This window comes from Mesorhizobium salmacidum (SeqCode) (genome assembly GCF_037179605.1).
In the GTDB taxonomy this organism is placed as follows: Bacteria; Pseudomonadota; Alphaproteobacteria; order Rhizobiales; family Rhizobiaceae; genus Mesorhizobium; species Mesorhizobium salmacidum.
Map to the genome: position 1 here is coordinate 45,670 of NZ_JAPYKS010000001.1, position 25,981 is coordinate 71,650.

General features: G+C 62.5%; 23 protein-coding genes and 1 pseudogene. 13 read left to right on the top strand and 11 right to left on the bottom strand.

Annotation, left to right across the window (positions count from 1 at the left end; translation table 11 throughout):
- Positions 1 to 49: 49 nt before the first annotated feature.
- Positions 50 to 1,180: a nucleotidyltransferase family protein gene (locus O7A60_RS00220; protein WP_337104493.1), complete on the bottom strand. Its 1,131-nt coding sequence runs from the start codon at positions 1,178 to 1,180 to the stop codon at positions 50 to 52.
- A 435-nt stretch (positions 1,181 to 1,615) separates the two neighbouring features.
- On the opposite strand from O7A60_RS00220, the gene O7A60_RS00225 reads away from it, so the two are divergent.
- The 6 genes from O7A60_RS00225 to O7A60_RS00250 all read left to right on the top strand — a co-directional run bounded on the left by O7A60_RS00225 (position 1,616) and on the right by O7A60_RS00250 (position 7,434).
- Positions 1,616 to 1,768: a lasso peptide gene (locus tag O7A60_RS00225; RefSeq protein ID WP_084636520.1), complete on the top strand. Its 153-nt coding sequence runs from the start codon at positions 1,616 to 1,618 to the stop codon at positions 1,766 to 1,768.
- A 134-nt stretch (positions 1,769 to 1,902) separates the two neighbouring features.
- Positions 1,903 to 2,202, top strand: a complete 300-nt coding sequence (locus tag O7A60_RS00230; RefSeq protein ID WP_337104494.1) for a PqqD family protein — start codon at positions 1,903 to 1,905, stop codon at positions 2,200 to 2,202.
- 109 nt (positions 2,203 to 2,311) lie between these two features.
- Positions 2,312 to 2,704: a lasso peptide biosynthesis B2 protein gene (locus tag O7A60_RS00235; protein ID WP_337104495.1), complete on the top strand. Its 393-nt coding sequence runs from the start codon at positions 2,312 to 2,314 to the stop codon at positions 2,702 to 2,704.
- The gene (locus tag O7A60_RS00240) at positions 2,701 to 4,623 is read left to right on the top strand and encodes a lasso peptide isopeptide bond-forming cyclase (RefSeq protein WP_337104496.1); all 1,923 of its coding nucleotides are present in this window, start codon (positions 2,701 to 2,703) and stop codon (positions 4,621 to 4,623) included. The genes O7A60_RS00235 and O7A60_RS00240 overlap by 4 nt, the downstream gene beginning before the upstream one ends.
- Positions 4,620 to 5,597, top strand: a complete 978-nt coding sequence (locus tag O7A60_RS00245) for a serine kinase (RefSeq protein ID WP_337104497.1) — start codon at positions 4,620 to 4,622, stop codon at positions 5,595 to 5,597. The genes O7A60_RS00240 and O7A60_RS00245 overlap by 4 nt, the downstream gene beginning before the upstream one ends.
- Positions 5,590 to 7,434, top strand: coding sequence for an ABC transporter ATP-binding protein (locus O7A60_RS00250; RefSeq protein WP_337104498.1), 1,845 nt, complete (start codon positions 5,590 to 5,592; stop codon positions 7,432 to 7,434). Before O7A60_RS00245 ends, O7A60_RS00250 begins: the two co-directional genes overlap by 8 nt.
- 23 nt (positions 7,435 to 7,457) lie before the next feature.
- On the opposite strand, the gene O7A60_RS00255 is transcribed toward O7A60_RS00250, so the two are convergent.
- The gene (locus tag O7A60_RS00255; RefSeq protein WP_337104499.1) at positions 7,458 to 7,733 is read right to left on the bottom strand and encodes an exopolysaccharide production repressor exox; all 276 of its coding nucleotides are present in this window, start codon (positions 7,731 to 7,733) and stop codon (positions 7,458 to 7,460) included.
- A gap of 600 nt (positions 7,734 to 8,333) precedes the next feature.
- Here O7A60_RS00255 and O7A60_RS00260 point away from each other — a divergent pair.
- Together O7A60_RS00260 and O7A60_RS00265 are read left to right on the top strand one after the other, a co-directional pair.
- A complete protein-coding gene (locus O7A60_RS00260; RefSeq protein WP_337104500.1) occupies positions 8,334 to 9,011 on the top strand; it encodes a sugar transferase in 678 nt (225 codons plus the stop codon).
- 85 nt (positions 9,012 to 9,096) lie between these two features.
- Complete coding sequence (locus O7A60_RS00265) at positions 9,097 to 10,353, top strand: polysaccharide biosynthesis/export family protein (protein WP_181165857.1); 1,257 nt, start codon at positions 9,097 to 9,099, stop codon at positions 10,351 to 10,353.
- Between the two features lie 362 nt (positions 10,354 to 10,715).
- On the opposite strand, the gene O7A60_RS00270 is transcribed toward O7A60_RS00265, so the two are convergent.
- Positions 10,716 to 12,014 carry an O-antigen ligase family protein gene (locus O7A60_RS00270; protein ID WP_140506663.1) on the bottom strand — a complete coding sequence of 433 codons (1,299 nt, stop codon included), beginning with the start codon at positions 12,012 to 12,014 and terminating at the stop codon, positions 10,716 to 10,718.
- Between the two features lie 321 nt (positions 12,015 to 12,335).
- Between O7A60_RS00270 and O7A60_RS00275 the strand changes: the two genes are divergently transcribed.
- From O7A60_RS00275 to O7A60_RS00285, 3 genes are all read left to right on the top strand, one after another.
- Complete coding sequence (locus O7A60_RS00275; RefSeq protein ID WP_337104501.1) at positions 12,336 to 13,088, top strand: SDR family NAD(P)-dependent oxidoreductase; 753 nt, start codon at positions 12,336 to 12,338, stop codon at positions 13,086 to 13,088.
- Between the two features lie 229 nt (positions 13,089 to 13,317).
- Positions 13,318 to 14,658, top strand: coding sequence for a glucoamylase family protein (locus tag O7A60_RS00280; protein ID WP_337104502.1), 1,341 nt, complete (start codon positions 13,318 to 13,320; stop codon positions 14,656 to 14,658).
- Complete coding sequence (locus O7A60_RS00285) at positions 14,648 to 16,177, top strand: mercuric reductase (RefSeq protein ID WP_337104503.1); 1,530 nt, start codon at positions 14,648 to 14,650, stop codon at positions 16,175 to 16,177. The genes O7A60_RS00280 and O7A60_RS00285 overlap by 11 nt, the downstream gene beginning before the upstream one ends.
- Positions 16,178 to 16,520: 343 nt before the next feature.
- Here O7A60_RS00285 and O7A60_RS00290 read toward each other — a convergent pair whose 3' ends face one another.
- A complete protein-coding gene (locus tag O7A60_RS00290) occupies positions 16,521 to 17,096 on the bottom strand; it encodes a DUF1349 domain-containing protein (protein ID WP_337104504.1) in 576 nt (191 codons plus the stop codon).
- 64 nt (positions 17,097 to 17,160) lie between these two features.
- On the bottom strand, positions 17,161 to 18,600 hold the full coding sequence (locus O7A60_RS00295) for an aldehyde dehydrogenase family protein (RefSeq protein ID WP_337104505.1): 1,440 nt from the start codon (positions 18,598 to 18,600) through the stop codon (positions 17,161 to 17,163).
- A gap of 276 nt (positions 18,601 to 18,876) precedes the next feature.
- Here O7A60_RS00295 and O7A60_RS00300 point away from each other — a divergent pair, with 276 nt between their 5' ends.
- Positions 18,877 to 19,536 (top strand): TetR/AcrR family transcriptional regulator, encoded by a 660-nt coding sequence (locus tag O7A60_RS00300; RefSeq protein WP_337104871.1) that lies wholly within the window; start codon positions 18,877 to 18,879, stop codon positions 19,534 to 19,536.
- Positions 19,537 to 19,609: 73 nt separating this feature from the next.
- On the opposite strand, the gene O7A60_RS00305 is transcribed toward O7A60_RS00300, so the two are convergent.
- Both O7A60_RS00305 and O7A60_RS00310 read right to left on the bottom strand, forming a co-directional pair.
- Positions 19,610 to 20,095, bottom strand: a complete 486-nt coding sequence (locus O7A60_RS00305; RefSeq protein ID WP_337104506.1) for a hypothetical protein — start codon at positions 20,093 to 20,095, stop codon at positions 19,610 to 19,612.
- 142 nt (positions 20,096 to 20,237) lie between these two features.
- Positions 20,238 to 20,404 (bottom strand): annotated as a pseudogene (locus tag O7A60_RS00310) (SfnB family sulfur acquisition oxidoreductase); the annotation flags it as partial.
- A gap of 204 nt (positions 20,405 to 20,608) precedes the next feature.
- Here O7A60_RS00310 and O7A60_RS00315 point away from each other — a divergent pair.
- Complete coding sequence (locus O7A60_RS00315) at positions 20,609 to 21,283, top strand: GntR family transcriptional regulator (RefSeq protein WP_337104507.1); 675 nt, start codon at positions 20,609 to 20,611, stop codon at positions 21,281 to 21,283.
- Between the two features lie 158 nt (positions 21,284 to 21,441).
- On the opposite strand, the gene O7A60_RS00320 is transcribed toward O7A60_RS00315, so the two are convergent.
- The 4 genes from O7A60_RS00320 to O7A60_RS00335 form a co-directional block, all read right to left on the bottom strand.
- Positions 21,442 to 22,221, bottom strand: a complete 780-nt coding sequence (locus O7A60_RS00320) for an SDR family oxidoreductase (protein ID WP_337104508.1) — start codon at positions 22,219 to 22,221, stop codon at positions 21,442 to 21,444.
- Between the two features lie 24 nt (positions 22,222 to 22,245).
- Positions 22,246 to 23,196, bottom strand: coding sequence for an L-arabinose ABC transporter permease AraH (gene araH, locus O7A60_RS00325; RefSeq protein WP_337104510.1), 951 nt, complete (start codon positions 23,194 to 23,196; stop codon positions 22,246 to 22,248).
- Positions 23,197 to 23,205: 9 nt separating this feature from the next.
- The gene (gene araG / locus O7A60_RS00330) at positions 23,206 to 24,717 is read right to left on the bottom strand and encodes an L-arabinose ABC transporter ATP-binding protein AraG (protein WP_337104511.1); all 1,512 of its coding nucleotides are present in this window, start codon (positions 24,715 to 24,717) and stop codon (positions 23,206 to 23,208) included.
- 72 nt (positions 24,718 to 24,789) lie between these two features.
- Positions 24,790 to 25,779 carry an arabinose ABC transporter substrate-binding protein gene (locus O7A60_RS00335; protein ID WP_013891527.1) on the bottom strand — a complete coding sequence of 330 codons (990 nt, stop codon included), beginning with the start codon at positions 25,777 to 25,779 and terminating at the stop codon, positions 24,790 to 24,792.
- Between the last annotated feature and the right edge of the window lie 202 nt (positions 25,780 to 25,981).

Sequence of the window (25,981 nt, forward strand, 5' to 3'; positions counted from 1 at the left end):
ACAGGTTCCGTTCTGCCCTCGCCCTGTACCCGTTCGATACCCACTGCCATCATGGACTGGCCGGCCGTTCGAAGATGCGGCGGCTGATGTCCGCCGACGCGGCCCAGCCAACCTCGGCCAGATAGCGGACGGGAGCCCGCCCGCACAATTCCCACAACACCGTCCGCCGTTGCGGCCAGCGCAGCGACAACAGCCATGGCGCAATGACCATGTTGAGCAGATCCTCATTGCCGATGCGCGACAGGATCGGCTTGGCTCGCTCCGACAGAAGCGTGCCGGTGCCGCCCAGCAGCACATCGGCGGCGCGCAGGCCGAGCAGCAAGGTGTCTTCCAGTCCCTGGGTCACCGCGGCATCGAGCACACGCTGCTGATCAGCCTCGTCGAGTCGGCTGGCGCTGGCCCTGATATCGCAGACATAGCCGGCGCAGGGCTCGCGGTTGAACAGGGCCTTGGCGACGCTGATGCAGGACAGCATCAAAGTGTCGGCGGCTGACGTGAAGGGGACTTCGGCGCCGGTAATCTCGACCAGCCGTTTTCGCCGCAGGAACCCGTCGGCATCGCGGGGACTGGGCGAGCCGGGCTGCTGAAGCCGGTAATGAAGATCGACCGTGGATGATTTCGGCCCATTGCCGCGGACCATGTGCTGTTCGCCGAGGAAGCGGACCCACCAGACCGAACGTGACTTGCCTGACACCTCGTAGCCGATCGAGCGCAACACTTCGCGTGCCTTCGAGAACCCGGCCGGCGAGACCAGGATGTCGACATCGCCCGCAGGCTTCATGAAGTGATCGTCGTAAAGCAGATGCTGCTGGAACGGCCCTTTCAGGAAGACGAAATCAATCCGCCTGTCGAGCAGTGCCTCGTTGATGGCCATCGAATCCATCAGGCAGGCGGCGTTCATCGAAACCGTCCTTCTACGATAGGTTTCAAGCCACTGGAAGAGCTCGGCCGGCCTCTCATTCGCCGGCGCACGCGACAGCGCCTTCAGAACGAAGGTACCGACCTTGTTGAGCCTGGCGATATCGGCGACGACAGCGACGGAAAGGCCAGGCGGCGACACCTCGCCCGCCGAGGCGGCCGTTCCTGCGAAATACAATCGTAAGCAGGCCTGCACATAGGCGATCTCATTGGCGCAGTCCGTGGCGCGCAATCTTTCATAAGAGCTTTCCGGCAAGGCCATTGAGCGCACAGTCTCCAAAAAACGGTTTGCGCGTCGCGCTATGCTGCAACTGCGAAGCAAAGCATCCTTAAAAACCGCGGCGCCGTAAAGCCTTTCCTTTCGCAGTGCAAAATTTTGCGATCGCCGGGCTATCGTCGGCGGTCAGTTCAAAGAGGGATATAGTCTAGTGTCATCTAAAATCAATCGCCTGCGTTATTTTCCGTTAAAACAGTAGAATCAAAGATTTACAGGGCTTCTAGCAGCAAGCGCCGATTGCATGCGGCTTTATCTCAAAAGAGGCGAGTCTCTTATACCGGGTGACGTTCGCAACCCATAATTGATTAACGCAAGGTAAATGAGGCTTGACTCATAAATGTTGCCGTGCAGCTATTGCAATGCAGCATTAAAGTGCTGACGGCAATCGACAGGCCGTTTCAAGTCCTAATGGAGAGTAAAATGGAACAGAATGTTGAAAAGCATGAGTATGAAACGCCAAACCTGACGGTACATGGTTCAATTGAAACCATTACGCAGGGCGGCGGTGGCAGCACGGCACTCGACGCGTCGTTTCCCGCGCACACCCCGATCGGCGACCTGACTTTCTCCTGAGACCAGCCTGATGCTGGAGGAGTGACGTTGGGCCTCCAGGATCCAAGACCAAAATGGAGCCGGGGATGAAAATCCCCGACTTTCCGCCTTGAACCGACGACGTGTAGGCCGTGTGTTGCAAACGAGGTTTTAGGATGAACTGGAACCCCTCCGAGCACGATTGCGTAAGGGCCACCAAGGACGCCGTTGCTTGCGAATTCGGCAATGGCCTCGCGCTTCTCAACCTGAAATCCAATATTTATTACAGCCTCAACGGTGTCGGGGCCTTCATCTGGGAACTGATCCAGGAATCCAAATCGATCGCCGATATCCGCAGCGCGGTTCTCGCTCGCTACAATGTCGACGCCGAACGCTGCAAGGCCGACGTCGACGCATTGCTGAAAGGCTTGATGGAAAACGGGCTTGCGAGGCTTGAGCATGAGGCCCTCGTCTAGGCAGGTGTCGCAAATGGCCATGGTTCCGCAGCAAAGACCTGTGACACAGGGACATCCCCGGCCGATGAAGCAGCGGCCTGGCGGGCGGAGCCTGGCCAGGATTTTGTCCTTGAGCGGCTCGGAAGCGGTTTTCCTGTGCCGCTGCCTGCTGGTGGTCGCGGCCGTCCGGCTCGGGCTGACATTGTTCTCCTACAACCGCGTCCGCGGGATGGTGACACGGCTCAACGCACGCCAATGTGCCAGCATGGGCGAGTTGCGGCTTGTCGCCTGGGGGGTTGCAGCGGCCGCACGGTTCGTGCCGGGCGCCACATGCCTGACCCAGGCGCTTTCGGGCCAATACCTCCTGGCGCGCCAAGGCAATGCCTCGAATGTCCGCATCGGCATCGAGCGCGGCACGGGCGAGCAATTGAAGGCGCATGCCTGGCTAGTCAGCGACAACCACATCGTGCTTGGCGGATCCGTCGATGGTTTCGCCCATCTGGTCGACCACGGCAGCCGATGAGCGGCGTGGCCGGAATCCTGCTGCGACAGGGCCCCGCGCTGGCTGAAGCGGCGAGCGGCATCCAGCAGATGCTGGCGCGCATGCGCCATCGTGGCCCAGACGGAAGCTCATGGTGGCTGGACAGCGGCATCGCGCTTGGCCACGCCTGGCTGAACACGACCGACGAACCCGGCCCCGGCCCGCTGACCATGGCCGGCGGCAAGCTGGCCATCACCGCCGACTGCCGGCTCGACAACCGCGACGAGTTGCTCGCCAGGCTCGGTATCAGGGACAGCTCAGTCGCCGATGCGGTATTGCTGATGCGGGCCTATCTGCGCTGGGGTGAAGCCTGCCCCGTGCATCTGCAAGGCGATTTCGCCTTTGCCGTCTGGGATGCCGAGCGGCAACTTTTGTTCTGCGCGAGGGACCATTTCGGGGTCAAGCCATTCTACTACCACGCCGCGGAGCGACGCTTTGCCTTTGCCTCCGAGATCGGGCCAATGCTCGACCTCGACGGGGTCGATGCGCGCCTTAGCGAGCACCGGATTTCTGGATTCCTGGCCGGGCTTGCCGATGACCCGCAATCCACGCCCTACAGCGACATCTTCGCCCTGCCGGCGCGTCACAGCCTCACCGTCAGCGCGCAACGTCTGGTGCTGCGCCGGTATTGGCAGATCGAACCATCGCAGCGAGTGCCGCGGTCTGATGCCGCGGAAGAATTCGCCCATCTGTTCTCGCAAGCGGTCCGAAATCGCATGCGGGGAAGTCCGTCGGTCGGCGCGATGCTGAGCGGCGGCCTCGATTCCTCCTCGATCGCCTGCGTGGCCGGGCTGCAAAATGCGGCCGGGCGCAAGCCGAAGCTGCCGACCTTCTCACTGGTTTTCGACAAGGGTTCGTCGATGGACGAGCGCTCCTTCATCGATGCGGTGCTGGATCAGCAGAAGGCCGATCCGACGCTGATCCCTGTCGGCAATTATGCGCCTTTCGCTGAGTTCGAACGGGTACTGGAGGAGCAGGAAGGCACCTTCCTGGCGCCGGGCCTGACGCTGACCCGCGGCATCTACCGGACGGCGGGCGCCAAGGGCATCAAGGTGCTGCTCGACGGCCATGGCGGCGACGAAGTCGTTTCGCAGGGACATGGCCATCTGCACGAGCTTGCCAATGGCGGCAGATGGCTGGACCTCTGGCGCGAGGTCCGCAGCGCCTCCAACACCTATGGCGGCAGCACGCTCGGCCTCTATTTCCAGTTTCTCACCATTTACGGACCGGCCTGGCGCATCGCCAGGCTGAGGCAACTGGGGAACCGAGCCCTGAACAGGATACGCAGGCCTGCCAAATCGCAGCGTGGCCGGAGCTGGCGCGACCTGATCAATCCGGACCTTGCCCGGCGAACGGAGCTCATCGACCGGTTCCACCGAGCCGGCTATATGCCGCCCAGCATCCAGGCCAGCGACGCGCTCAGCCACCGCTGGATCCTGTCCAACGGATATGTCCCGCATTCTTTCGAGGTTCTGGACAAGGCCGCCGCCAATTTCGGCGTCGAGCCGCGTTATCCGTTCTGGGACAAGTCGCTGGTCGAATTCTGCCTAGGGCTGCCGGGCGAGCAGAAGCTCAGTCACGGCTTTGGCCGCTACGTGTTGCGCCAGGCCATGCAGGGCATCCTGCCGGCGGCGGTCCAGTGGCGGCGCGACAAGATCGATTTCACCGCCAATCTCGTCAACGGCATGGTGCGCAATCATCGCGACCTGCTGGAGCAGTTGCTGGTAGGCGATGCGGGTCGCATCGCGCCCTATGTCAACCTGCCTGAAGTAAACGCCGCCTATGCGCGGCTGCTGCGCCAGCCGGACCAGGCGGCACCGCTCGATGTCCAGTATGTCTGGCGCTCGGCGTCACTGTCGCTGTGGCTGCGGCAGGTCCAGCATGGCGGGAGCCCCGCATGATGTCTCGCCATGAGCCGTTCGGCGGCGATCTCGACCATCTTGCCCAGCGCGGCGGGATCGCGGGAGAACGACGTTACTACCGCGCCTACGGCCTGATGATCGCATCCGACGTGTCACTGCCCGAACTGGAGCCGGCGGAGCCAGCGGCGGCCGATATCGAGATCGCCATCGGCCCGATCGACATGCCCAAGCCCTCGGCGGAGGCCGCGACCGTCTTCCGCTTCGAGCCCGGCCGGCAGTATCTGGCCTGGGAGGCCGTCGGCGCATTCCTGATCAGCGACGCGCGCCGCATCGATGTCCAGCCGGCGCCCGGCGTCGACGACGCCTTGCTTGCCTTCCCGCTGCTGGGGCCGGTGCTGGCGCTGCTTCTGCACCAGCGCGGCCTGTTGGTTCTGCATGCCAGCGCCATTGCGGTGACCGGCAGGGGCGCCATCTTCATGGGCGACAAGGGCGCCGGCAAATCGACGACGGCAAGCGCGTTGGTCCGGGCCGGACACGACCTGCTTACCGACGACGTCGTGGCGATCGACCTGGCAGACCCGAACCAGCCGATGATCGTTCCGGGGTTTCCGCAGATCAAGCTTGCCGCCGATGCCGCGGCGGCGATCTCGCTTGGGCAGGCGCAAGTGCGGCCGCAAGTGCATCCCGCGATCGAGAAAATGCAGCATCGCCTGCACGGCGCCTTCTCCGGCAACAAGGTGCCGGCGGCCAGGATTTACATCCTCGAGCGCGGCGAAAGGGCTGGGATCACCCCCTTGCCTCACATCGCCGCCTTGCCGGCCATCATCAAATTCTCCTACGTGACGCGGTTTGGCCGCGCCGCACTCTCCGGCGATTTCGCGGCGATGCATCTTCGCCACTGTTCAGCAATCGCTAACCATGTCGGCGTGTGCCGGCTGGACGTTCCGACGGGCATCGACAGGATCGGCGAGGCCGTGGCGCTGATCGAGAAGGAACTGGCTGGAGATGCCTAGGTCATCGATCTTCAGCCTGTCGCTGTTTCGCGATGTCGCGGCGTTCGGTGCCGTCATTGCCCAGATCGGCGGGCGGCGAACCTGGACGGCGCTGTTGTTCCTGATCCTCGGCAGCCTGACGGAAGGCATCTCCATCCTGCTGCTGGTGCCGCTGCTGCATCTGGTCGGGCGCGCCGACCAGGATTTCGCGGTCAGGCTGCCGAACATTGATTTTGTGCGCTGGCTGGTGCCAGGCGGAACGCTGCAGCTGACCACGGTGCTCTGTGCGCTTGTCGGGCTTGTTGCCGTGCAGGCAGCCTTCAACCGCTTCAAGTCGGTCTATATGGCAAGGCTGCTCTTCGATTTCATCAACCGCTTGCGCATGAACCTGTTCGAGAGCATCGGCAAGGCGCGGTGGGGCGTGTTCACGCGCATGCGCGGCTCCGATCTCGACCATGCCCTGACCGGTGACATAGACCGCGTCCAGGGGGCGGCCTTTTCCCTGCTGATGCTGGTGCAGATCGCCGTGCTGCTGGCGGGCTATCTCGTGATTTCCATGTTCATTTCGCCGGTCATGACGGCGTTTGCCGTCGTCATCGGCATCGTGATGTTCATAGCGCTGCAGCCGTTCCGCTCGCGCGCCACCGCTTTCGGCCGGATCCTGACGACCAATCGCCAGGATCAGTACCGCACGGTCTCGGAATTTCTCGGCGGCATCAAGGTGGCCAAGAGCCTGAATGTCGAGGCCAGCTATTTCGCGCAGCTGCAGGCCACGCTCGAAAAGATGAAGGCCGACAACATCGCCTATGTCCGCAATTCTTCGATCGGCACCGCCGTGTTCCAGGTGGCGAGCGTCGTGGGCTTGAGCGTCTTCATCTACGTGGCGCTGGTCCGCTTCCACCTGTCGCTGGCCGAGATCGTCGTGCTGCTCCTGGTCTTCATGCGAATCGCGCCGCGCTTCATGGACATGCAGACGCAGGCCCAGCAGCTGCTGATCAACCTGCCCGCCTACACAGCAATGCGTAGCCTGCAGGCACGTTTCGACGCCGAGCGCGAACCGGGCCATATCGAACCCAGGGAAGCCCGCAAGCTGTCGCTCGATACGGGGCTGAACATTCGTGATGTCTCCTTCGCCTATGACGACGGCGCCGGCAAGGCGGTGGTGAGCGACATCACCTTCGGCCTCCCGGCCGGCAAGGTCACCGCTCTGATCGGCCCGTCCGGATCAGGCAAGAGCACGATCGCCGACATGCTGCTCGGGCTGCTCGAGCCGACCGCCGGCAAGATCCTCGTCGATGGCGTCGAGATCGATGCCGGCAATCGCCGCCGCTGGCGCGATCGGGTTGCCTATGTGCCGCAGGACGTGTTCCTGCTGCATGACACGATCGCGGCGAACCTGCGGCTTGCCGCCCCGCAGGCCGGCAACGACGAATTGTGGACGGCACTGCGCGCCGCGCACGCCGGCGAATTCGTCGAACGGCTCGACCGGGGACTGGAGACGGTGGTCGGCGACCGCGGCGTACGCCTCTCGGGCGGCGAGCGTCAGCGCGTCGCGCTGGCGCGCGCGCTGCTGCGCAAACCCTCGCTGCTCATCCTGGATGAGGCAACAAGCGCGCTCGACTGGCAGAACCAGTCGCTTATCGCCCAGTCGATCGACGGCCTGCGCGGCGCGATGACGATCCTGACCATCGCGCACCGGCCATCGATGATCGCCTTCGCCGACTGGGTGGTGGCAATGGAAGGGGGCCGTATCGTGGAAGTCGGGCAATATCAGCGGCTGAAGGCGAAGCCGGGGAGCCGGCTGTCCCGGATGCTGTCGGGAGAACAGTCGGAGACTGAACCCGCCGATGTGGCCTGAGGACGGTGATATCCCCGTGGGATCTAATGCAGGCCCCGCCGGGCGCTGCCAAGTTTCTCGCCCTTGGGCACTTCGGGGGAGTTCTGCTTTCTCTCGGCTTCGCGCAGCCTGTCGGCTGGTGTCGGCGCGCTACTGGCGATCATGGCATAAACAACCGCGAAATAACCGGCCTGGATGACCACGGCGCAGATGATGATGCGCATCAGTGTCGTGCCAAGCGAAGCCCCACCTAGCCAGGACCAGGCAACGACGATCGCGAGCGCGAAGAGCATCCCAACGATGAATTTTGGAAGCGACATACCCAATAGCCCATAAACCGGCTCGGGTCATATCCAACGATAGCCCCACCCGAGCGCCGTCCCTTGTCATGCGGGCTTGTTGAGTCACCCGCCGCCGACCGGTTGCTTCCGGCCTTTCAACCTGTCGTCACTATGACAGGTATAATTTGCAATTCTATTAAGGCGAGCAGAAGGCGGCAAGGGCAACCGCACATATTTTTGATTGAGCTTACGCCTTCGACTCTGCCATGCTGCAACGCACACGATCGCAATTCACTCAACCTGCAGCCACCATAAGCTGCGAGTACAATCTATAATATTAAGCAGTATTTTAGGTGAATAGTTTCGAATATGGCATCTTCCTAAAGCACTGACATGCTCCAGGCCCTCACCCCGAGAACGCGTCGCCTAGGAATCGCCTCAAAAATGTCCTGATTTTTTTATCCTTGCCCATTTATTGTCACAAATGTGCTAAAGATTTCGAAATTTGTGCAGGGCGAGCTTATTATTTAGTCAATTCATGACGCGACTATTTCAAGGGGGTTGGAAATTGTGTGTTGCGCTGCAGCATTTTTTTGGTATCGTGCGGTAAACCATTCGTTCAACGCATGGAGTTTCCGTATGAGGGATATTGCCAAGTCGGCCACGGCGGACTTTTCGCAGGCCAACACCGACTTTCCGCCGCCGATCGGCGGCCTCATCAAGCGGAGCTTCGACATCGCCGGCTCGCTGGCTGGGCTGATCGCGCTCAGCCCGCTGTTCATCATGATAGCGTTGCTCGTCAAGTTCTCCGATGGCGGGTCGATTTTCTACGGTCACCGCCGAATAGGGCGCGGCGGACGGCTGTTCTCCTGCCTCAAGTTCCGCACCATGGTGCCGAACGGCGACAAGGTGCTGGCTGCCTATCTTGCGACCAATCCAGAGGCCAATGCAGAATGGATAGCGACCCGCAAGCTGAAGAACGACCCACGCGTCACCCGCGTCGGAGCGGTCCTGCGCAAGCTCAGCCTCGATGAGTTGCCGCAGATCATCAACATCCTTCAGGGCGACATGAGCCTGGTCGGGCCTCGCCCGGTGGTCCGTGACGAACTGGAAATCTACGGCAGCGCGGCCGTCTATTATCTGAAGTCCCGGCCCGGCCTGACCGGCCTGTGGCAGGTCAGCGGCCGCAACGACGTTTCCTATGACAGCCGCGTCGCGTTCGATCGCCACTATGTCGAGAACTGGTCGCTGTTCGAGGACGTTCGCATCATCATCAGGACCGTACCGGCCGTCTGGATGTCACGCGGCTCTTATTGATCGGCCGGCCTGACCCAGGCATCCGGCGGCAAGCTCATCGGGCGGTGGGGCTAAAACGGATCGGAATGTTCAGTTGAAGATAGACATGTTGGAAGCCTTTGGCAGCGGCCCATTTTCTGGCCGCTCGCGGCTCGTGGCGACGTGCCTTGCGATGTCGCTCGCTTTCCCCCAGCTGGCCGCCGCCGACGATTACCGTCTGGGTTCCCAGGACAAGCTCACCATCCGCATTGCCGAATGGCAGACCGTCGAAAGCGCGTTCCGCGACTGGTCGTCGGTCAATGGCCAATACACGGTCGGTCCGGCCGGCACGCTGTCGGTGCCTTTCGTCGGCGAACTGCCGGCGGCCGGCAAGACCACGGCGGAGATCGCCGCGGCGATCGGCGAGGCGCTGCAGCACAAGCTCGCTTTGTCGGACAAGCCCGAAGCCTCGGTCGAAATGGCACAATTCCGGCCGTTTTACATTTCGGGCGAAGTGCAGAACCCCGGCCAATTTCCCTATGTGCCCGACCTTACGGTGCTGAAGGCGATCAGCGTCGCCGGCGGCATCAGGCGCAACGCCGACTACGGTCCCCAGCTCGGCAAGGACCTGGTCACAGCCAAGGGCAATTTCGATATCTCCGACGACCTGCGCGTGCGACTGATCGTCAAGCGCGCCCGCATCGACGCCGATATGGCTGGCAAGACGAGCTTCGAAGCGCCGAAGGAGGTCGAGGGCGATCCGCGGCTACCGACCATCGTCAATGACGAGATGACGATCCTGACCGCCGACCAGAAGGCGCTGAAGCTGAAGCTCGAGGCGCTGGACGATCTCAAGGGTGTGCTGCAGGCCGAAATCGAATCGCTGCAGAAGAAGATCGTCAACCAGCAGAAGCAGGTCGACCTGGCGCAGCAACAGCTGACCAGCATCGGTCCGCTTGCCCAGAAGGGCCTGGTCGCCAATTCGAGACTTCTGGATTCTCAGCAGTCCGTCACCGACCTGCAGGGCAAGATCCTGGATTATGAGACGGCCATCCTCACCGCCAAGCAGGCTATCAGCAAGGCGACGCAGGACGCCATCGACGCCCAGAACACCTTGAGCTCGAAGCTTGCCGTCGACCGGCAGCAGACCGAAGCCGACCTGAACGAGGCCGCGCTGAAGGTGAACATGCAAAAAGGCCTGATAACCCAGGCCACGGATCCGGCGACGACGGCCGCCATCACCAACGACCAGCAGCCTAGCTTGCTCTATTCGCTGGTGCGCAATGTCGACGGCAAGACCAGCGAAATCGCCGCCAAGGAAGACACACCGGTGCTGCCTGGCGATGTGATCAAGATCAAGCTGGCACCGCTGGCCAGCCAGTAGGAAAGCGGAAGTTCGCGCGGCCCGTCGCGTTCGATCCATAACGCAAAGACTTTGAACCTCCGCCTGGCCTGCCGGGCGGAGGTTTTTGCTGGCAGGATTTCCTACACCGGGAAACCAGAACGACTGTTGACGCGACACCGGGTGGAGAACCGTCTCACGTTCTTTTCCTGGAATGGCTCTGACCCGCTCCAGCTTTACCTAAAGCGCGTCGCGTCGAAACGGATTCATGCGGCGCGCTTTAGGCCGTTGCTTGATGCATGCCGTTGTCGCAAAACCGAGGTCACTTTTGCGCGACATGCATTGGCGCCGGACGGAAAGCCGCTACGCACTTTTCCTGGAACGGCTCTAGCGGACCCTCATCGTTACTCGGCCGCCGCGGGACGGTGAGGCCAGGTTGCCTCTCCGCCCTTCGCATTCGCCGGCTCGATGGCGGGGGACCATCGCGTGCGGGTAACAGGCAGCCGCGCCAGCTTGAAGTAGCTGAAATACATCAGGAAGGAGCCCATGATGTAAGGGTTGAGGGTCTCGACCTCGACGAAGGAACGGATGAGCAGCAATACCATCACGCCGAAGAGAACCACCGATTCGGCTTGCCACCTCTTGAAGATCACCGCTGCGACGTGGCCATAGAGCGTGCGCAGCAAGATCAGCGATATCAGCACCGCCCCGGTGAAGCCGAGTTCGACAAGGGCCTCGACATAGGTGTTGTGGAAGTGGAAGCCGGTACGGCTGGCGATGTAGAATTCGTTCCAAAGCCGCTCGGGCTCGGCAAAACCCTGCACCCAATAGGCGGCATAGCCGACGCCGAGAATCGGCGAGCGCTGCGCGGCGTCCCAGCCCTGCTCCCACAGATAGGTCCGCCCTGTGAGCGTCGAATCCTTGCCGAAGATGCCAAGCACGAAATCCATGAGCCCGAGATTGAGGGCGACAATAGCCACCACGACGATCATGCCGGCGCCGATCAGGAAGATCACCCGGCGATAACGCCGCGACAAAAGCTTGCTCATCGCAAGAAGCGCAATAAGTGCCAGGACGGCCGGTATCGAGGCCATCGAGGTGGCGGAATGCGAGACGACCAGCACATAGGCCGACAAAAGCACGACTGGCACGGTCAGCATGAAGCTCAGCCGGCCACGCCGCAGAAAAGCAAGGAACACGACGGAGAAATAGATGCCGAGCGAGCCGACAAAACCGATCTGGTTCTTGGAGGCGAAGGCGCCGACGAAATTATAGGTACCGTCGAGCACGTCCTCGGAATAGCCACCGACCTTCAGGGAATAGACCAGGACGAAGAATATACCGACCAGGGCGCCTATCGTCAGGGTGCGCACGCTGACGGTGCGCGCCGCGACATAGGCGCAGGCGATATGCGAAAAGTACTGGACCGCCGTTCTGGCGGTGACGCCGGGCGCCTGCGACCAGAACACGGAGAAGCAGACATAGGCCACGAAGAGCAGCGGCAGCCAGGCACTGGACAGTTGCCGCAGGAACCGGCGGTAGTCGACCAGGATGAGCGGAAGCCAGACGGCATAATAGGCCAGGATCAGCACCTGGCCGAAAATGACGGAATAGGAGAACGCCCAGATCGAGACGGCAACGGCAAAGCTGCCATAGACCGAATTCTTTTCGGGGTCGACGATCAGGGATTTGGGAATTTTCATCTAAAGGGTCCCGTCGACACGACCCGGGACCGGCAGGTCGCAAACCAGCCGGCATATCCGCAAACAAGGGCGTGCAAGAAACGGCGTCTCCATTGTGCAGTGCAATATAACCTATCGCACCCCATGCTCAATGGCAAATCCGGTCACCTTGTCTTACAGCGCGGCGATCGCCGAGAGATCACATCCCATGATCCGGCCGGTGTTGGCCCAGACGATCCGACCGCATACCGACTTGAACTCGGCTGGCGGTACCCTCACAGTCTCGAATGGAGGCCATCACATAGATCGGCTTTCAGCCAGGATAGACAGGGAGGGGATCACATGCCAATGAATTTCGCGGGACGCTTCGCCGGCCGCGCGGCGGTGATTACCGGCGGCGCTTCGGGCATCGGCCTGGCGGTCGCGCAGAGGATCGTCGACGAAGGCGGGCGCGTCAGTGTCTGGGATCGCGATCCCGCACAGATCGAACAGGCGAAAGCCGTTATTCCCGGCTTGCATGGGGTGATGATGGACGTTGCGGATGCGGCAAGTGTGGAGGCCGCCGCACAATCGAGTATCGAAGCCCTCGGCGGCGTCGACATACTGGTCACCAGCGCCGCCATCACCGGGCCGAACATGACGACCTGGTCCTATTCGGCCGAGGACTGGCAAAGGGTCATCGACATCAACCTCAACGGCGTCTTCTACTGCAACAAGGCGTTGGTGCCGCACATGCTCGAGCGCAACTATGGCCGCATCGTCAACATTGCCTCGATCGCCGGCAAGGAAGGCAATCCCAACGCTTCCGCCTACAGCACGTCGAAGGCGGCGGTGATCGGCCTGACCAAGTCGCTCGGCAAGGAGCTCGCCAAGACCAAGGTGACGGTCAATTGCGTGACGCCGGCCGCCGTACGCACAGCGATCTTCAAGCAGATGAGCCAGGAGCACATCGACTTCATGCTGTCCAAGATACCGATGGCTCGCTTCGGCGAGGTCGAGGAGGTGGCGGCGCTGATCTCATGGATCGCCTCGGAGGAATGCTCGTTCACCACGGCCGCCGTGTTTGACGTTTCGGGCGGCCGCGCCACTTATTGAGCCGTATCGAGGCAGTTCCGAGTTGGCGCGAGCCAACCACAACTCCGCGTGACGAAGCAACGATTGGAGCTGGGCAGGCTTATGGTAGCTGACGTCTCAATGAACGTGCCATAACAGGGAAATGCCATGACACGACGAGAGAGCCCGGCAGGTGCGAGGCCCCCCGGCCACCGTGCCGGTGGCGTGCGATCAACGGGAGCCGCGATCATCATGTTGGAGTTTGCATCGTTTGCTTAGAGCAGATCCCGCCGCGCTGGCCGATGACGAGCTTCTGGACCGCTATCAACGCGCCGCCTTCGGCTATTTCCTGGAGAATGTGAATCCCGACAACGGGCTGGTCGCCGACACGTCGCGGCCCAATTCACCGTGCAGCATCGCCGTCGTCGGTTTCGCCCTGTCCTGCTATCCGATCGGCGTCGAACGTGGCTGGATAGCGCGCGACGCGGCTGCCAGGCTGACCCTTGCGGCGCTACGCTTCTTCCAGACCAGCACGCAAGGCAGCGGCCACGACGTCACCGGCCACAAGGGTTTTTACTACCACTTCCTCGACATGCGGACTGGTTTGCGCGTCTGGCGCTGCGAGCTGTCGATGGTCGACACCGCCTTGCTGATCGCCGGCATGCTGGTGGCGGGCGCCTATTTTTCCGGGGACAATGGCGATGAGGCCGAAATCCGCCAACTGACCGAGGCGCTCTACAGGCGCGTCGACTGGCGATGGGCGCAAGGCAGCAGCCCGACGCTCCGCCAGGGCTGGAAGGCCAGGAGCGGCTTTCTACACTATGGCTGGGAAGGCTACAACGAGGCGACGATCCTCTATGTGCTGTCCATGGCCTCACCGGACCACCCGAGTTCCGACGGCAGCTACGAGGCCTGGACGGCGACCTATCAATGGGAAAACATCTACGGCCACGACGTGCTCTATGGCGGGCCGCTGTTCATGCACCAGTTCTCACATGCCTGGATCGATTTCGCCGGCATCCGCGACGCTTTCATGCGCGAGAAGAATTCGGACTATTTTGAAAACAGCCGCCGCTCGACACACCTTCACCGCGATTACGCCCGGCACAATCCTTACGGCTTTGACGGCTATGGCGAGAACCTGTGGGGCCTTTCGGCAGGCGACGGACCAGGCGGCTTCCGCGCCAGCGTGGAGCGACGGCGCCACCGGTTTTCCGGTTATGCGGCGCGCGGCGCGCCTTTCGGTCCGGATGACGGTACGATCGCGCCATGGTCCTATCCGGCGTCGCTGCCTTTCGCGCCGGATATCTGCCTGGCGGCGCTACGCCACCTCGTCGATCGTTACCCGGACGTGATCGACAATTTCCGGCTGCCGAGCGGTTTCAACCCGACATTGGCCAACCGGCGAAAATTCGGCCGCAACGGCTGGGTGTCGGAAGGCCATTTCGGACTGGACCAGGGTATTGCGGTGATGATGATCGAAAACCACCGTTCCGGCCTGATCTGGGAGCTCATGCGCTCCAATCCCCATATCCGTCGCGGCTTGGGCAAGGCCGGCTTCACCGGCGGGTGGCTGTCGCGGCCGGCAACCGGGGCGCGCGATGTCAGGTGAACCGACGAGAGCCGCCGCCTTCCCCGTCGACCGCAACGACGTCGAACTGATCAGGGGCGCGCATCCCCCGCACTGGAAGAACCCGATCCCGAACGGCCCCTACAATCTCGTCGTCATCGGCGCCGGGCCGGCAGGGTTGACCGCCGCGCGTGACGCGGCGAGCCTTGGAGCGAAGGTGGCGCTGATCGAGCGTGGGCTGATCGGCGGCGCCTGCGTCAATGCCGGTAGCATTCCGTCGAAGTCGATCATCCGCACAGCCAGGCTTTATGCCGACATGCGCGATGCCGAGAGTTTTGGCGGCGACCCGCCGGACCATCTTCGTGTCGATTTTCAACGGGCAATGACACGGATGCGGCAGATCCGGCAGCGGATCAGCCGTGCCGATTCTGCCGCGAGCCTGGTTTCGGTAGGAATCGATCTTTATTTCGGCCAGGCGCGATTTGCCGGACGCGATACGGTCATGGTCGCGGACAGCACGCTGCATTTCAAGAAGGCGCTGATTGCGACAGGCGCGCATCCGGCCTTCCCTGCCATTCCGGGACTGGTCGAAGCCGGTTATCTCAGCAACGAGACGATGTTCGACCTTACGCAATGCCCGCCGCGGCTCCTCGTCATCGGCGGTGGGCCGCTTGGCTGCGAGACGGCGCAGGCCTTCTGCCTGCTCGGCGCGAAAGTCATCCTGGCGCAGAGCGATCCGATGTTCCTGCCCGGCGAGGAACGCGACGCCGCGCAGATCCTTTCGGATGCGCTGGCGCGCGAGGGGGTGGAGGTGTGCCTGAACACCGAAGTGGTGGCGGTGCGCAGGGAAGGGGCAAACAAGCTCGCCGACCTGATGCGGGATGGCGACACGACGACGATTTCGGTGGACGAGATCATCACCGGCGTCGGCCGTTCACCCAATATCGCGGGTCTCGACCTTGAAGAGGCTGGCGTGGCGTATGATGCCAGCGGCATCGAGGTGGATGATTATCTGCGAACCAGCAACCCGCACATCTACGCGGCGGGCGACGTCTGCCTCGACTACAAGTTCACCCACACCGCCGAGGCAACGGCGCGCATTGTGGTGCGCAATGCCTTGTTTCGCGGCCGCGAAAGGCTCAGCGAACTCGTCGTTCCCTGGTGCACCTATACCGATCCGGAGATCGCCCATGTCGGTCTCTACCCCCTGGAGGCGCGCGGCAACGGCATTCCGGTCAAGACCTACACCGTGCTGATGCACGACGTCGCCCGCGCCGTGATGGACGGCGAGGAGGAAGGGTTCGTCAAGATCCATGTCAGGGAGGGATCCGACCGTATCCTGGGGGCGACGGTCGTCGCCAGCCATGCCGGCGAGATGATCAACACGGTGACCCTCGCTATCCGATCGGGCATGGGATTGCATGCGTTGGCCGATGTCATCCATCCTTTCCCGACACAGACGCAAGGCATCAAGATGGCGGGCGACGCCTACAGGCGGACACGGTTCACCTCCTTGCGCAGGCGCCTGGCGGCGCGCTGGCTGGCATGGTCCAGGCGATAACCCCAAGAACCACTGCGACAAGCTGATCGGTCTTTCGGCACAAGGTGCCGATCGATGTCGCTTAATGGAATTCCCAACGTACTGCCCGCCGAAGCCGCGACCGACAGCGTCTATCCGACGATCCCCGAGGCAACCGTGCGGACGCTGCCGGATTGCCTGGTGTGGAGCTCGTCGAAAATCCCGAAAGGAACGACCGGATGCTGCTCGATTCGTGGCGCCTCCTTGCCAACGACCTCGGCATCCGGCCGGTCGGCCTGCCCAAGCTAGAAATCCTACACGTCCCGTTGTGGGGCGGCCGCCCGCCGAAGCTCCTCGCGCAGAGGCTCCAGATAGTTTGCGGGCGTCAGTCGTGCAGGTCCCGCGCAATCGGTGGGCCGACCGAAAATCCGGAGAACGTGACCTCGAAACCTTCACGCTGCGGCGAACAGCACATCATGCCGACATCGACCATCTTCGAGATCGGGAAATAGGCGAGCCGCACCGGCTTCCAATGACCGTCGGAAGCGTCGAGATACTGGACACGGATCGCTTCGCCGTGGCGGGTCAGGCGGATCCTGACGCCGTCCGGGCCAGCGGCAATGGCCACCAGCGACCAGTCCGAGGTGTCGTTGGTGACAACGACGGAGACATAGGCAAGGCCGTCGGTGTATTCGACGCCGGCCTTGATCCAGTGTGTTTCGCTCAGCCGGACCATCAGCCCGGCCTGGTCGTAAAGCACCTTGTAGTCGCCCTTGACGGTGACCTCGGCGGTGAAGTCGCCCTCGACCCGCCCAGACAGGAAGTGGCCGTTGTCGCGCCAGAAACCATAGAAGGTCTCGCGCCAGAAATCGGTCTCCTTGCCGGTGCGCACACGCACGCCATCACCTTCGATGGCGTGATGCGGCGGCGGGTTGAGCCAGGTCAGGTCCTGCAACGTCATCGCTTGCACCGGTCCGGTTTCTGGTGAGGTGACGGTTCGCCGGCCCGTCAGCCGGCGCGCCAACTCATCCCGCGAACGTATAAGCGGTCTTTACCGTGGTGTAGAATTCCATGGCATAGCGGCCCTGTTCGCGCGGGCCGAAGCTCGAGCCCTTGCGCCCGCCGAAGGGAACGTGGAAGTCCACACCCGCCGTCGGCAGGTTGACCATCACCATGCCGGCTTCCGAGTTGCGTTTGAAATGCGTGGCGTGCTTGAGGCTCGTGGTGCAGATGCCCGAGGTCAGCCCGAACGGCGTGTCGTTGGCGACGGCAAGCGCCTCGTCATAGTCCTGGACGCGGATGACGCTGGCGACGGGGCCGAAAATCTCCTCGCGCGAACTGCGCATGGCATTGGTGGCCTCGGTCAGCAGCGCCGGCTTGAGATAGAAACCCGGCGTCTTGCGGTCGAGCCGCTCGCCGCCGAAGGCGAGCGTGGCGCCTTCCCGGACACCGATGGCGATATAGTCCTCGTCCTGCTTGAGCTGGGTCGCGTCCACAACCGGGCCGATCTGGGTCTGCGCGTCGAGCGCATCGCCGATCACCAGCTTTTCCATGCGCTCCTTGAGCGCGTCGACGAAACGGTCGTGGATGCCGTTGGTGACGATCAAACGCGACGAGGCCGTGCAGCGCTGGCCGGTCGAGAAGAAGGCGCCGTTCAGCGCGCAATCGACGGCGACCGCGAGATCGGCATCGTCGAGCACGACCAGCGGGTTCTTGCCGCCCATTTCGAGCTGGAACTTGCGCATGTGCTCGACACTTGCCGCGGCGACGCGCTTCCCGGTTCCCACCGAGCCGGTAAAGGAGATGGCGTTGACGTCGGGGCTGTCGAGCATTGCCTGGCCGACCACCGAGCCTTTGCCCATGACGAGGTTCAGCACGCCCTTGGGCAGGCCGGCGCGATGCAGGATGTCGACGATGGACCAGGCGCTCTCGGGAACGAGTTCGGCCGGCTTGAAGACGATGGTGTTGCCGTGAGCCAGCGCCGGAGCGATCTTCCAGGCGGGAATGGCGATGGGGAAATTCCATGGAGTGATGATGCCGACCACGCCGACCGCTTCGCGCGTGATCTCGACGCCGACGCCCGGCCGCACGCTTGGCACCACCTCTCCCGACAGGCGCAATGTTTCGCCGGCAAAGAAATCGAATATCTGGGCGGCGCGAATGGTCTCGCCAATTCCCTCGGCCAGCGTCTTGCCTTCCTCGCGCGCAAGATTGCGGCCGAGTTCGTCCTTGCGCGCCATGATCTCGTCGGCCGCCTTTTTCAGCACCGCATGACGGGCCAGCGGACCGGAGCGCGACCACGCCGTAAACGCCGCCTTGGCCGCCGCTATCGCCTGGCCCGCCTGTTCGACGCCCGCCGAGGCATATTCGCCGACGACGTCGCCGGTATCCGAAGGGTTGATGTTGCGGGACCCGGCATCGCCGACCCATTCGCCATCGATGAGGTTCTTTCGAAACGCTGTCATGTCCTTGCCTTCCTGCTTGCTGGCCGCGCGGCCGCATCTGTCTGAAGGGGTATTTGCCAGACAATTGCGTTGCGGGAAAGCACGCACTGGGCTCGAAGGGCGCGACAAAAGTCCCCGGGCCGCGCTCATGCCTTCGTTGCTGCGGCGACAAGTGCCGCGTCGACAACCAATCCGGTTAACATCGGTGGATAGCGCTCCGGGTCAAGGTCGAATTGCCCTGTACAGATATGTCCACGACCTTGATTTGCCCGATGCGGCGTGTCAAGCGTCGTGCTGATGGCAGCACCCGAGACGACGATCCAGCGTGCCGGCGCCACCGGCAACATCAAGGCCACTCGGGACGACTGGCTGAAGCTCGCGCTTGAAACCCTGATCTCGGATGGCGTCGAACGCGTCCGTGTGCTGACGCTAGGCCAGCAGCTCGACGTCTCGCGCTCGAGCTTCTATTGGTATTTCAAGAGCCGCCAGGACCTGCTCGACCAGTTGCTGGACCACTGGCGACAGACCAATACCCGATTCATCGTCGAGCGCGCCCAACGCCCTTCCGCGACTGTCATTCGCGGGGTGATGAGCATTTTCGAATGCTGGGTGGACGAAAAGCTGTTCGACCCCCGGCTGGATTTCGCGATCCGGGCCTGGGCGCGCCGCTCCCCGACCATCCGGCGTGCGCTCGATGAGGCCGACGAAGAACGCGTCAATGCCATACGCGACATGTTCATGCGTCATGGCTATGAGGAGGAAGACGCGTTCGTGCGCGCTCGCGTGCTCTATTTCATGCAGATCGGCTACTATTCGCTGGAACTCAACGAGCCGATGAGCAGCCGCCTGCCGCATGTTGCCGCCTATCTGCGCAGCTTCACCGGCCGGGAGCCCTCGCGCCAGGATATCGAGGATTTCTCGCGCTACGTCGAGAAGACCGTCCCCCGCACCCGGTAGCCATCCCCTGGAAGCAAGCTGCGCATCTATGTCGGCAACATCGCCGCCGAAAATTAGCCAGCGCTGATCATGCTCAAAGCGTAAACGACCAGAACAGGCAGGCCAGCGTCGCGGCGGCAAAGACCACGAAGAACAGGCTGCGCAGCAGCACATTGCGGCGCAACTCGTTCATGACGAAATGGCAGCCGATGATCGCAGCCGCAAAAAGGAAGCGCCAGTTCAACACCGCCCACAAGACATCCCGCTGACCGAACGCCCACCTGGCGACGAGGCAGCCAAGGATGGCCGCGAACAGCACGATGACGGTCCAGAAGACCGCGTCCGCGGCGTTGGTCAGGACAATGCTGGCTGCCCTGATCGGCAGGATCATCATCAGCAGGGCGCTGAAGAAATAGACCGCTGCAAGTGGAATGAACGTGCTGGCATCGGCGATGCCGTCAAGCCGCCTCACACCGATCGCGCCATAGGGATAACCGTGCCTTGCCACCGCCAGGCTCAGCGCCATGAGCAAGGCGGTCAGCACCGCGACCAGTGCGAAGGATGTGAGGGCTTTGCTCATGATGTTCCTGTCCCGGGCGAATCAGACAGGAACTGATGTAACCGATGGTCGTAAATTGCGGGTAAGCTTTCACCCGGGATAGCCGACAGGGGCGAAGCCACTTAGCTCAACGGTGCCGCTCGTCCCGGCCGCCGGTGATAAATCAGCTCCAGGCGTGCAGCGGCGGATTTTCGCCGTTGAGGAAATATTTGCCGAGGATCGAATATTCCAGCGCACCGGATCGTGCAGCGTGTGCGTGCGGGCGTTGCGCCAATGGCGATCGAGATTGTGCTCGGCCAGCGTCGAGCGCGTGCCGGCCAGTTCGCGTAGACCGAGGCTTCCATCGCTCCCAAGGCATAGCTGGGCAACGGCATTGCAGTCGTCCTCGATTGCGCCCGCAGGCGCACGAATTCTCGATGCCGCCCGAAAAGATCGAGCGCGCTTGTCGACAGAGACCACCTCTCATTGGCTGCATTCCGATTTACATTCTAATATAATCCGACCATTTCCGGTGAACGAAGCTATGGATTTGCCATGGACCTGGACCCTTCGAGCCTCAATCGGGCGCTGCCGCTCCGCGATCAGATCTATCAGAAGATCCGCAACCTGATCGTCGTCGGACAGATGAAGCCGGGGGAAGTGATCAACGAGGTGGCTATCGCGGAGGCGCTCGGCGTCTCGCGCACGCCCGTGCGGGAAGCGGTCAAGCGCATCAGCGACGAAGGTCTGGTCAAGATCCTGGCGCAGACCGGCACCTATGTCGCGCCGATCAGCCGCGCCGATCTCGAGGAAGCCTATGTCATCCGCCGGGCCCTGGAGATGGAGAGCGCCAGGCGCGCGGCCGTCAAGCTCACGCCGGCGTCCGCCGAACTGCTGGAGGACAATATGGCGGCGCACAGGCTTGCCATATCGCGCGGCAGATACGCGACCGCGATCCAGCTCGACGATGTCTTCCATCGCACTATTGCCGAAATCTGTGGCCTTCCGATGATCTGGCGGGCGGTCGACATCTCGAAGGCGCAGATGGACCGCGGCCGTTACCTCGCCATTCCAAAGCCCGGCTATGGCGAACAGACGATCGAGCAGCACGAAGCCATTCTCGACGCCCTGAAGCGACACGATGCCGAGGGCGCGGCACAGGCGATGGAAAACCACCTCGAGACGTCGTTCCGCAACACGCTCGAAGTCGCCGCCGACCTTCTCGGCTGAAAACCCGCGACCGGACACGATCGCACGTGAAGAGAATGAGGCTTTGTATCGGCCTGAAGGCCGGCAGATTGATGACGCGTGCCTGTCTCGGCACGATCTCGAGCTCGCCATCGGGCCCACGGCCGCGATCGTCTCATGGTCACGGTCTTTCCAGGCGTTCAAGCGGGATGCTGAAGCTGGCTCAGCCCGCCATCGACGACGAGGGTCGCCGCGTTCATGAACGGGCACTCGTCGGAAATCATGAACACGGCGGCCAGCGCGATCTCGCGCGCGGAGGCGATGCGACCGCCGGGATGCAACGCCATGGTGTTGGCGCGCGCCGCCGCCGGATCGGGAAGGCTGTTCCAGTAATCGATGGCCTTCTGCGTCGCGACATAGCCGGGCGCGAGCGCGTTCACGCGCACGCCTTGCCCGGCATATTCAAGGGCCAGCGATTTGGTCAGGCCAAGCAGGGCGTGCTTGGCGACGGGATAGGGGAATGTGTGCGGGATGATGGTGAAGCTGTGGGTCGAGGCGATGTTGAGGATCGCGCCGCCGCCATTTGCGAGCATGCCCGGCAGCACCGCCTTGCTGCAGTTCCAGGCGCCCTTGACGTTGACATCGAAATTGCGGTTCCACTCCTCTTCGGTGGCCTCGAGCGGCGTCGAAAAGACGTTCATGCCGGCATTGTTGATCAGCGCGTTGATCGGGCCGATCTCGGCGTCCGCCCGATGAACGGTTGCTTTTATCGCCGCGCCGTCGCTGATGTCGGCTGCCGCATGCCCGAGATGCCCCTTGGGTGCCGCAAGGCCAGCGACGGTCTTGTCCAGCAACGTGCCGTCCTGATCGACAATGAACAATTTCGCACCCTCGGCAAGACAAGCCTCGGCGATGGCGAGGCCGATGCCTTGCGCGGCACCCGTCAGGAAGATGCGTTTGCCGGACAGGCGCTCAGCCATGGGTGTCCCTCCAGTCGAAGATGATCAACGCCGGCCCAAAGCCGACGAGCGCAGATTGTCGAGCAGTACGGCGAGCAGCAGGATCACGCCGCGCACGATGTACTGGTAGAAGGCCGGGATGTTAAGCAGGTTCATGGCATTCTCGGCGATGCCCATGATCAGCACGCCGACGATGACGCCCGACATTGTGGCGCGGCCGCCGGCAAGCGACACGCCGCCGAGCACGCAGGCCGAGATGACCGAGAGCTCAAGCCCGACCGCCGCATTGGGCTGGCCGGAGGTGATGCGTGAGGCCAGCAAGATGCCGGCGATGCCGCAGACGACGCCTTGCAGCGCGAAGATCCAGATGCGTGTCCTGTCGACATTGACGCCGGCAAGCCGTGACGCTTCGGGATTGCCGCCAATGGCCAACGTGTTCTTGCCGAAGACGGTGCGGTTGAGCACGAAGCCAAAAATGCCGAACAGGACGGCCAGCATCCAGACGGGTGTCGGTATGCCCAAGAATTTCGACAGCGCGAGCTGATAGAAATCCGGGCTGTTGATGCCGACGGCGCGCCCGTCGGATGCGATTAGCGCCAAGCCACGCACGATCTGCATGGTCGCCAGCGTCGTGATCAGCGCGTTGATGCGGAATTTGGCGATAACGACGCCGTTGATGAAGCCGACGAAGGCGCCGCATGCGACCGCCGCCAAGAGGCCAAGCAGGATCGAGCCAGTGTAGTTCGACGCCATCACCGCGACCATGCCGGCAAAGGCGACGATCGAGCCAACCGACAGGTCGAAATCGCGCGCCGCGAGACAGAACATCATGGTGCAGGCGACAATGCCGACCGTGACCACCGACTGCAGCAGGCCAAGCATGTTGCGGTCGGTGAGGAAATTGGGAACCAGCAGTGAGACCAGCGCGAAGGCAACGACGAAGATGACGACGAGCCCCTGTTCGCCGAGCAGGATCTTCTTCAACTGATCGGTCATGTCAGGTCCTCAGGATGCGATCGCGTCGGGGGTTTTGGTGTCGGGAAGTGCCGCGGCCAGGATCGCTTTTTCGGCGAATTTTTCCCGTGTAAGACCGGCGTTGATGCGCCCGCCGCACATCACCAGGATGCGGTCGCAAATGCCCATCACCTCCGGCAGTTCGGACGAGACGACAACGATCGCCATGCCGTCCTCGGCAAGCTGGTAGAGCAGTTCATAGATCTCGGATTTGGCGCCGACATCGATGCCGCGTGTCGGCTCGTCGACGATGAGGACCCGTACACCCTGCTCCGACAACCAGCGGCCAAGGATGACCTTCTGCTGGTTGCCTCCAGAAAGATTGATGATGTCCTGCTTGCGCGAGGGGGTGCGCACCTTGAGTTTCTTGATGAAGGTTTCGGCCGTGGCGATCTCACTAGCGCGGTTCAAGATGCCGAAGCGCGCGTGATGGCGCCGCGACGAGATGTTGATGTTCTCCTCGATCGAGCGGCCCTGGATGATGCCGTCATGCTTGCGGTCTTCCGAACACAACACGATGCCGGCGCGGATCGCGCCATGCGGGTCGCTGGCATGGATCGTCTTGCCATCCACCGTCATGGTGCCGCCCGACCGCGGGTCGGCGCCGAAGACCAGCCGCATCAGTTCCGAGCGCCCGGCGCCGATGAGGCCGAAGAAGCCAACGATTTCGCCAGCGCGGGCCTCGAAGCTGGCCGGCGTCTTCAGTTTTGCCCCGGAGATAGCTTCGACTTTCAGCCTGATGCCGCCGGCCTTGCGTGGCCGAAAACCCCAGATGTCGGAGATTTCGCGACCGACCATTTCGGCGACGACCTGGTCGCGGGTGACGCCTTTCAGTGATGCGTGGTGCGCCGCGAGTTTGCCGTCGCGCAGCACGGTCAGGCTGTCGCAGAGGCGGAACACCTCGTCGAGCCGATGCGAGACATAGATGATGACCTTGCCCTCGCCGCGCAGGCGGTCGATCAGGGCAAACAGGATTTCGCTTTCGCGCGAGGACAGCGACGATGTCGGCTCGTCCAGTGCGATGACACGCGCATCGAGCATGATCGCCTTGGCGATCTCGACCATCTGGCGTTCGCCGATCGACAGCGTCTTGACCTTGCGGCTGATATCGATGTCGATGCCGGCCGATTTCAGCTTGGCGCCGACCTCTTCCAGCATCTTGCCGCGCGCGATGACGCCGACACTGGCGGGAAAGCGGCCGAGGCTGAGGTTCTCGGCGACGGTGAGTTCCGGGACGAGCTGCAGTTCCTGGTGGATAACGATGACGCCATTGTCGAAAGCATCCCTTGTCGAGGCATAGGCCTGGACCTTGCCGTCGATGCGTATCTCGCCTTCATCCGCATGCTGGTCGCCGGACAGGATCTTGATCAGGGTCGATTTACCGGCGCCGTTTTCGCCCATCAGCCCATGCACGGCGCCCCTGTCGATGCCGAACGAGACGTCCGACAGCGCCCTGACGCCTGGATAGGTCTTGGTGATGTGCGAAAATTCGAGAAAGGACACGTGCGTCGATCCTTCTTATGCCACGGCAAACAGGCGGCGGCATGGGGCCGCCACCTGTTTGTACAGGGAGGATTATTCGATGCCGAGGCCCTGGCGGACCTTCTGGTAGTCATCGCGCTTGGCGAGCGCGCCGGAGGTCAGGATCAGCTTCTCCGGTTCCTTGTTGTTGGCGACCCAGTCATACATGTTGAGCGCCGTCTCGTAGCCATGGCGCTTCGGCGAGATGATCACCGTGCCGACAAAGCCGGTGGCGGTCGGCTTCTTGAATTCGTTGATCGCCGAATCCGCGCCGCCGATGCCGACGCCGATCATGCCATCAGCAGGGATGCCGACGCTTTCGGAAGCACGCACGGCGCCGAGCACCGCTTCGTCGTTGAGGCCGAAAGAGACCCATTTCTTGATGTCGGCATGGGCATTGAGCACCACCGTCGCGGCGTTGAGGGCTGCTTCGGTGTCGGTCTTGGCCTGCGGGGCGTCAAAGATGTTCTCGGCCTTGAAGCCGTTCGCCTTCAGCACCGAGATGGCGCCTTCGACGCGGTCGACGGCGGTCGGCAACTGGTCATAGGAAACGCGGATCGCGCCGACCTCGTCGGCCTTCCAGCCGCGTGCCTTCATTTCGTCGACGATCGCCTGGCCGACCGCCTCCCCGATCTTGGTGGCCGAGATGCCCATATGCGGCACGTCTTCCAGCGCCTTGCCGTCAGCGCCGACCAGACGGTCGTCGACGGTCATCAGCTTGAGATTGTTGGCGGCCGCCTTGGCGACGATGCCGGGGCCGAGCTTCACGTCGGGCGTGCAGACGATGAAGCCCTGGGCGCCCTGGGCGCCGAGATTGTCGATCGCCGACATCAGCTTCTCACCGTCCTCGGCGCCAATCTTGACGAGGGTAAAACCCTTTTCCTTGGCGGCCTGGTCGGCGAACTTCCATTCGTCCTGGAACCACGGCTCCTCGGGCTGTTTGACGATGAAGCCGATCTTGGTGTCCTGAGCATACGCAGCAATGGTCGTGACGGACAGCACGGCAAGCGCGCCCGCGACGAGCGCGGTCTTCAAAAGTCGCATGATTACCTCCCAGCGATAGGCCGGGCGCTCGGCCCGGGTGCCGGAGTCTGTATTCGGTTTTATCATACTCGTCAATTGATCTGGTATGATAATTAAGCTACATGCTCTGACCAGGGATCGCTGGCGCAAATCATCCGCATCCGGTAAGGCCGGGCCGGTTGTGCGAAGTCAGTGGGCTCGCCGCCTTGGAGGAGGGCTGAGG

Bases quoted from the DNA above. Each gene is read 5' to 3' on its own strand.
- O7A60_RS00255 (WP_337104499.1), bottom strand. From the start codon at position 7,733: ATGTCGCTTCCAAAATTCATCGTTGGGATGCTCTTCGCGCTCGCGATC.
- O7A60_RS00260 (WP_337104500.1), top strand. From the start codon at position 8,334: ATGAGGGATATTGCCAAGTCGGCCACGGCGGACTTTTCGCAGGCCAAC.
- O7A60_RS00225 (WP_084636520.1), top strand. From the start codon at position 1,616: ATGGAACAGAATGTTGAAAAGCATGAGTATGAAACGCCAAACCTGACG.
- O7A60_RS00285 (WP_337104503.1), top strand. From the start codon at position 14,648: ATGTCAGGTGAACCGACGAGAGCCGCCGCCTTCCCCGTCGACCGCAAC.
- O7A60_RS00230 (WP_337104494.1), top strand. From the start codon at position 1,903: ATGAACTGGAACCCCTCCGAGCACGATTGCGTAAGGGCCACCAAGGAC.
- araH (WP_337104510.1), bottom strand. From the start codon at position 23,196: ATGACCGATCAGTTGAAGAAGATCCTGCTCGGCGAACAGGGGCTCGTC.
- O7A60_RS00270 (WP_140506663.1), bottom strand. From the start codon at position 12,014: ATGAAAATTCCCAAATCCCTGATCGTCGACCCCGAAAAGAATTCGGTC.
- O7A60_RS00335 (WP_013891527.1), bottom strand. From the start codon at position 25,779: ATGCGACTTTTGAAGACCGCGCTCGTCGCGGGCGCGCTTGCCGTGCTG.
- O7A60_RS00265 (WP_181165857.1), top strand. From the start codon at position 9,097: ATGTTGGAAGCCTTTGGCAGCGGCCCATTTTCTGGCCGCTCGCGGCTC.
- O7A60_RS00220 (WP_337104493.1), bottom strand. From the start codon at position 1,180: ATGGCCTTGCCGGAAAGCTCTTATGAAAGATTGCGCGCCACGGACTGC.
- O7A60_RS00305 (WP_337104506.1), bottom strand. From the start codon at position 20,095: ATGAGCAAAGCCCTCACATCCTTCGCACTGGTCGCGGTGCTGACCGCC.
- O7A60_RS00240 (WP_337104496.1), top strand. From the start codon at position 2,701: ATGAGCGGCGTGGCCGGAATCCTGCTGCGACAGGGCCCCGCGCTGGCT.
- O7A60_RS00315 (WP_337104507.1), top strand. From the start codon at position 20,609: ATGGACCTGGACCCTTCGAGCCTCAATCGGGCGCTGCCGCTCCGCGAT.
- O7A60_RS00250 (WP_337104498.1), top strand. From the start codon at position 5,590: ATGCCTAGGTCATCGATCTTCAGCCTGTCGCTGTTTCGCGATGTCGCG.
- O7A60_RS00300 (WP_337104871.1), top strand. From the start codon at position 18,877: ATGGCAGCACCCGAGACGACGATCCAGCGTGCCGGCGCCACCGGCAAC.
- O7A60_RS00245 (WP_337104497.1), top strand. From the start codon at position 4,620: ATGATGTCTCGCCATGAGCCGTTCGGCGGCGATCTCGACCATCTTGCC.
- O7A60_RS00275 (WP_337104501.1), top strand. From the start codon at position 12,336: ATGCCAATGAATTTCGCGGGACGCTTCGCCGGCCGCGCGGCGGTGATT.
- O7A60_RS00320 (WP_337104508.1), bottom strand. From the start codon at position 22,221: ATGGCTGAGCGCCTGTCCGGCAAACGCATCTTCCTGACGGGTGCCGCG.
- O7A60_RS00290 (WP_337104504.1), bottom strand. From the start codon at position 17,096: ATGACGTTGCAGGACCTGACCTGGCTCAACCCGCCGCCGCATCACGCC.
- O7A60_RS00295 (WP_337104505.1), bottom strand. From the start codon at position 18,600: ATGACAGCGTTTCGAAAGAACCTCATCGATGGCGAATGGGTCGGCGAT.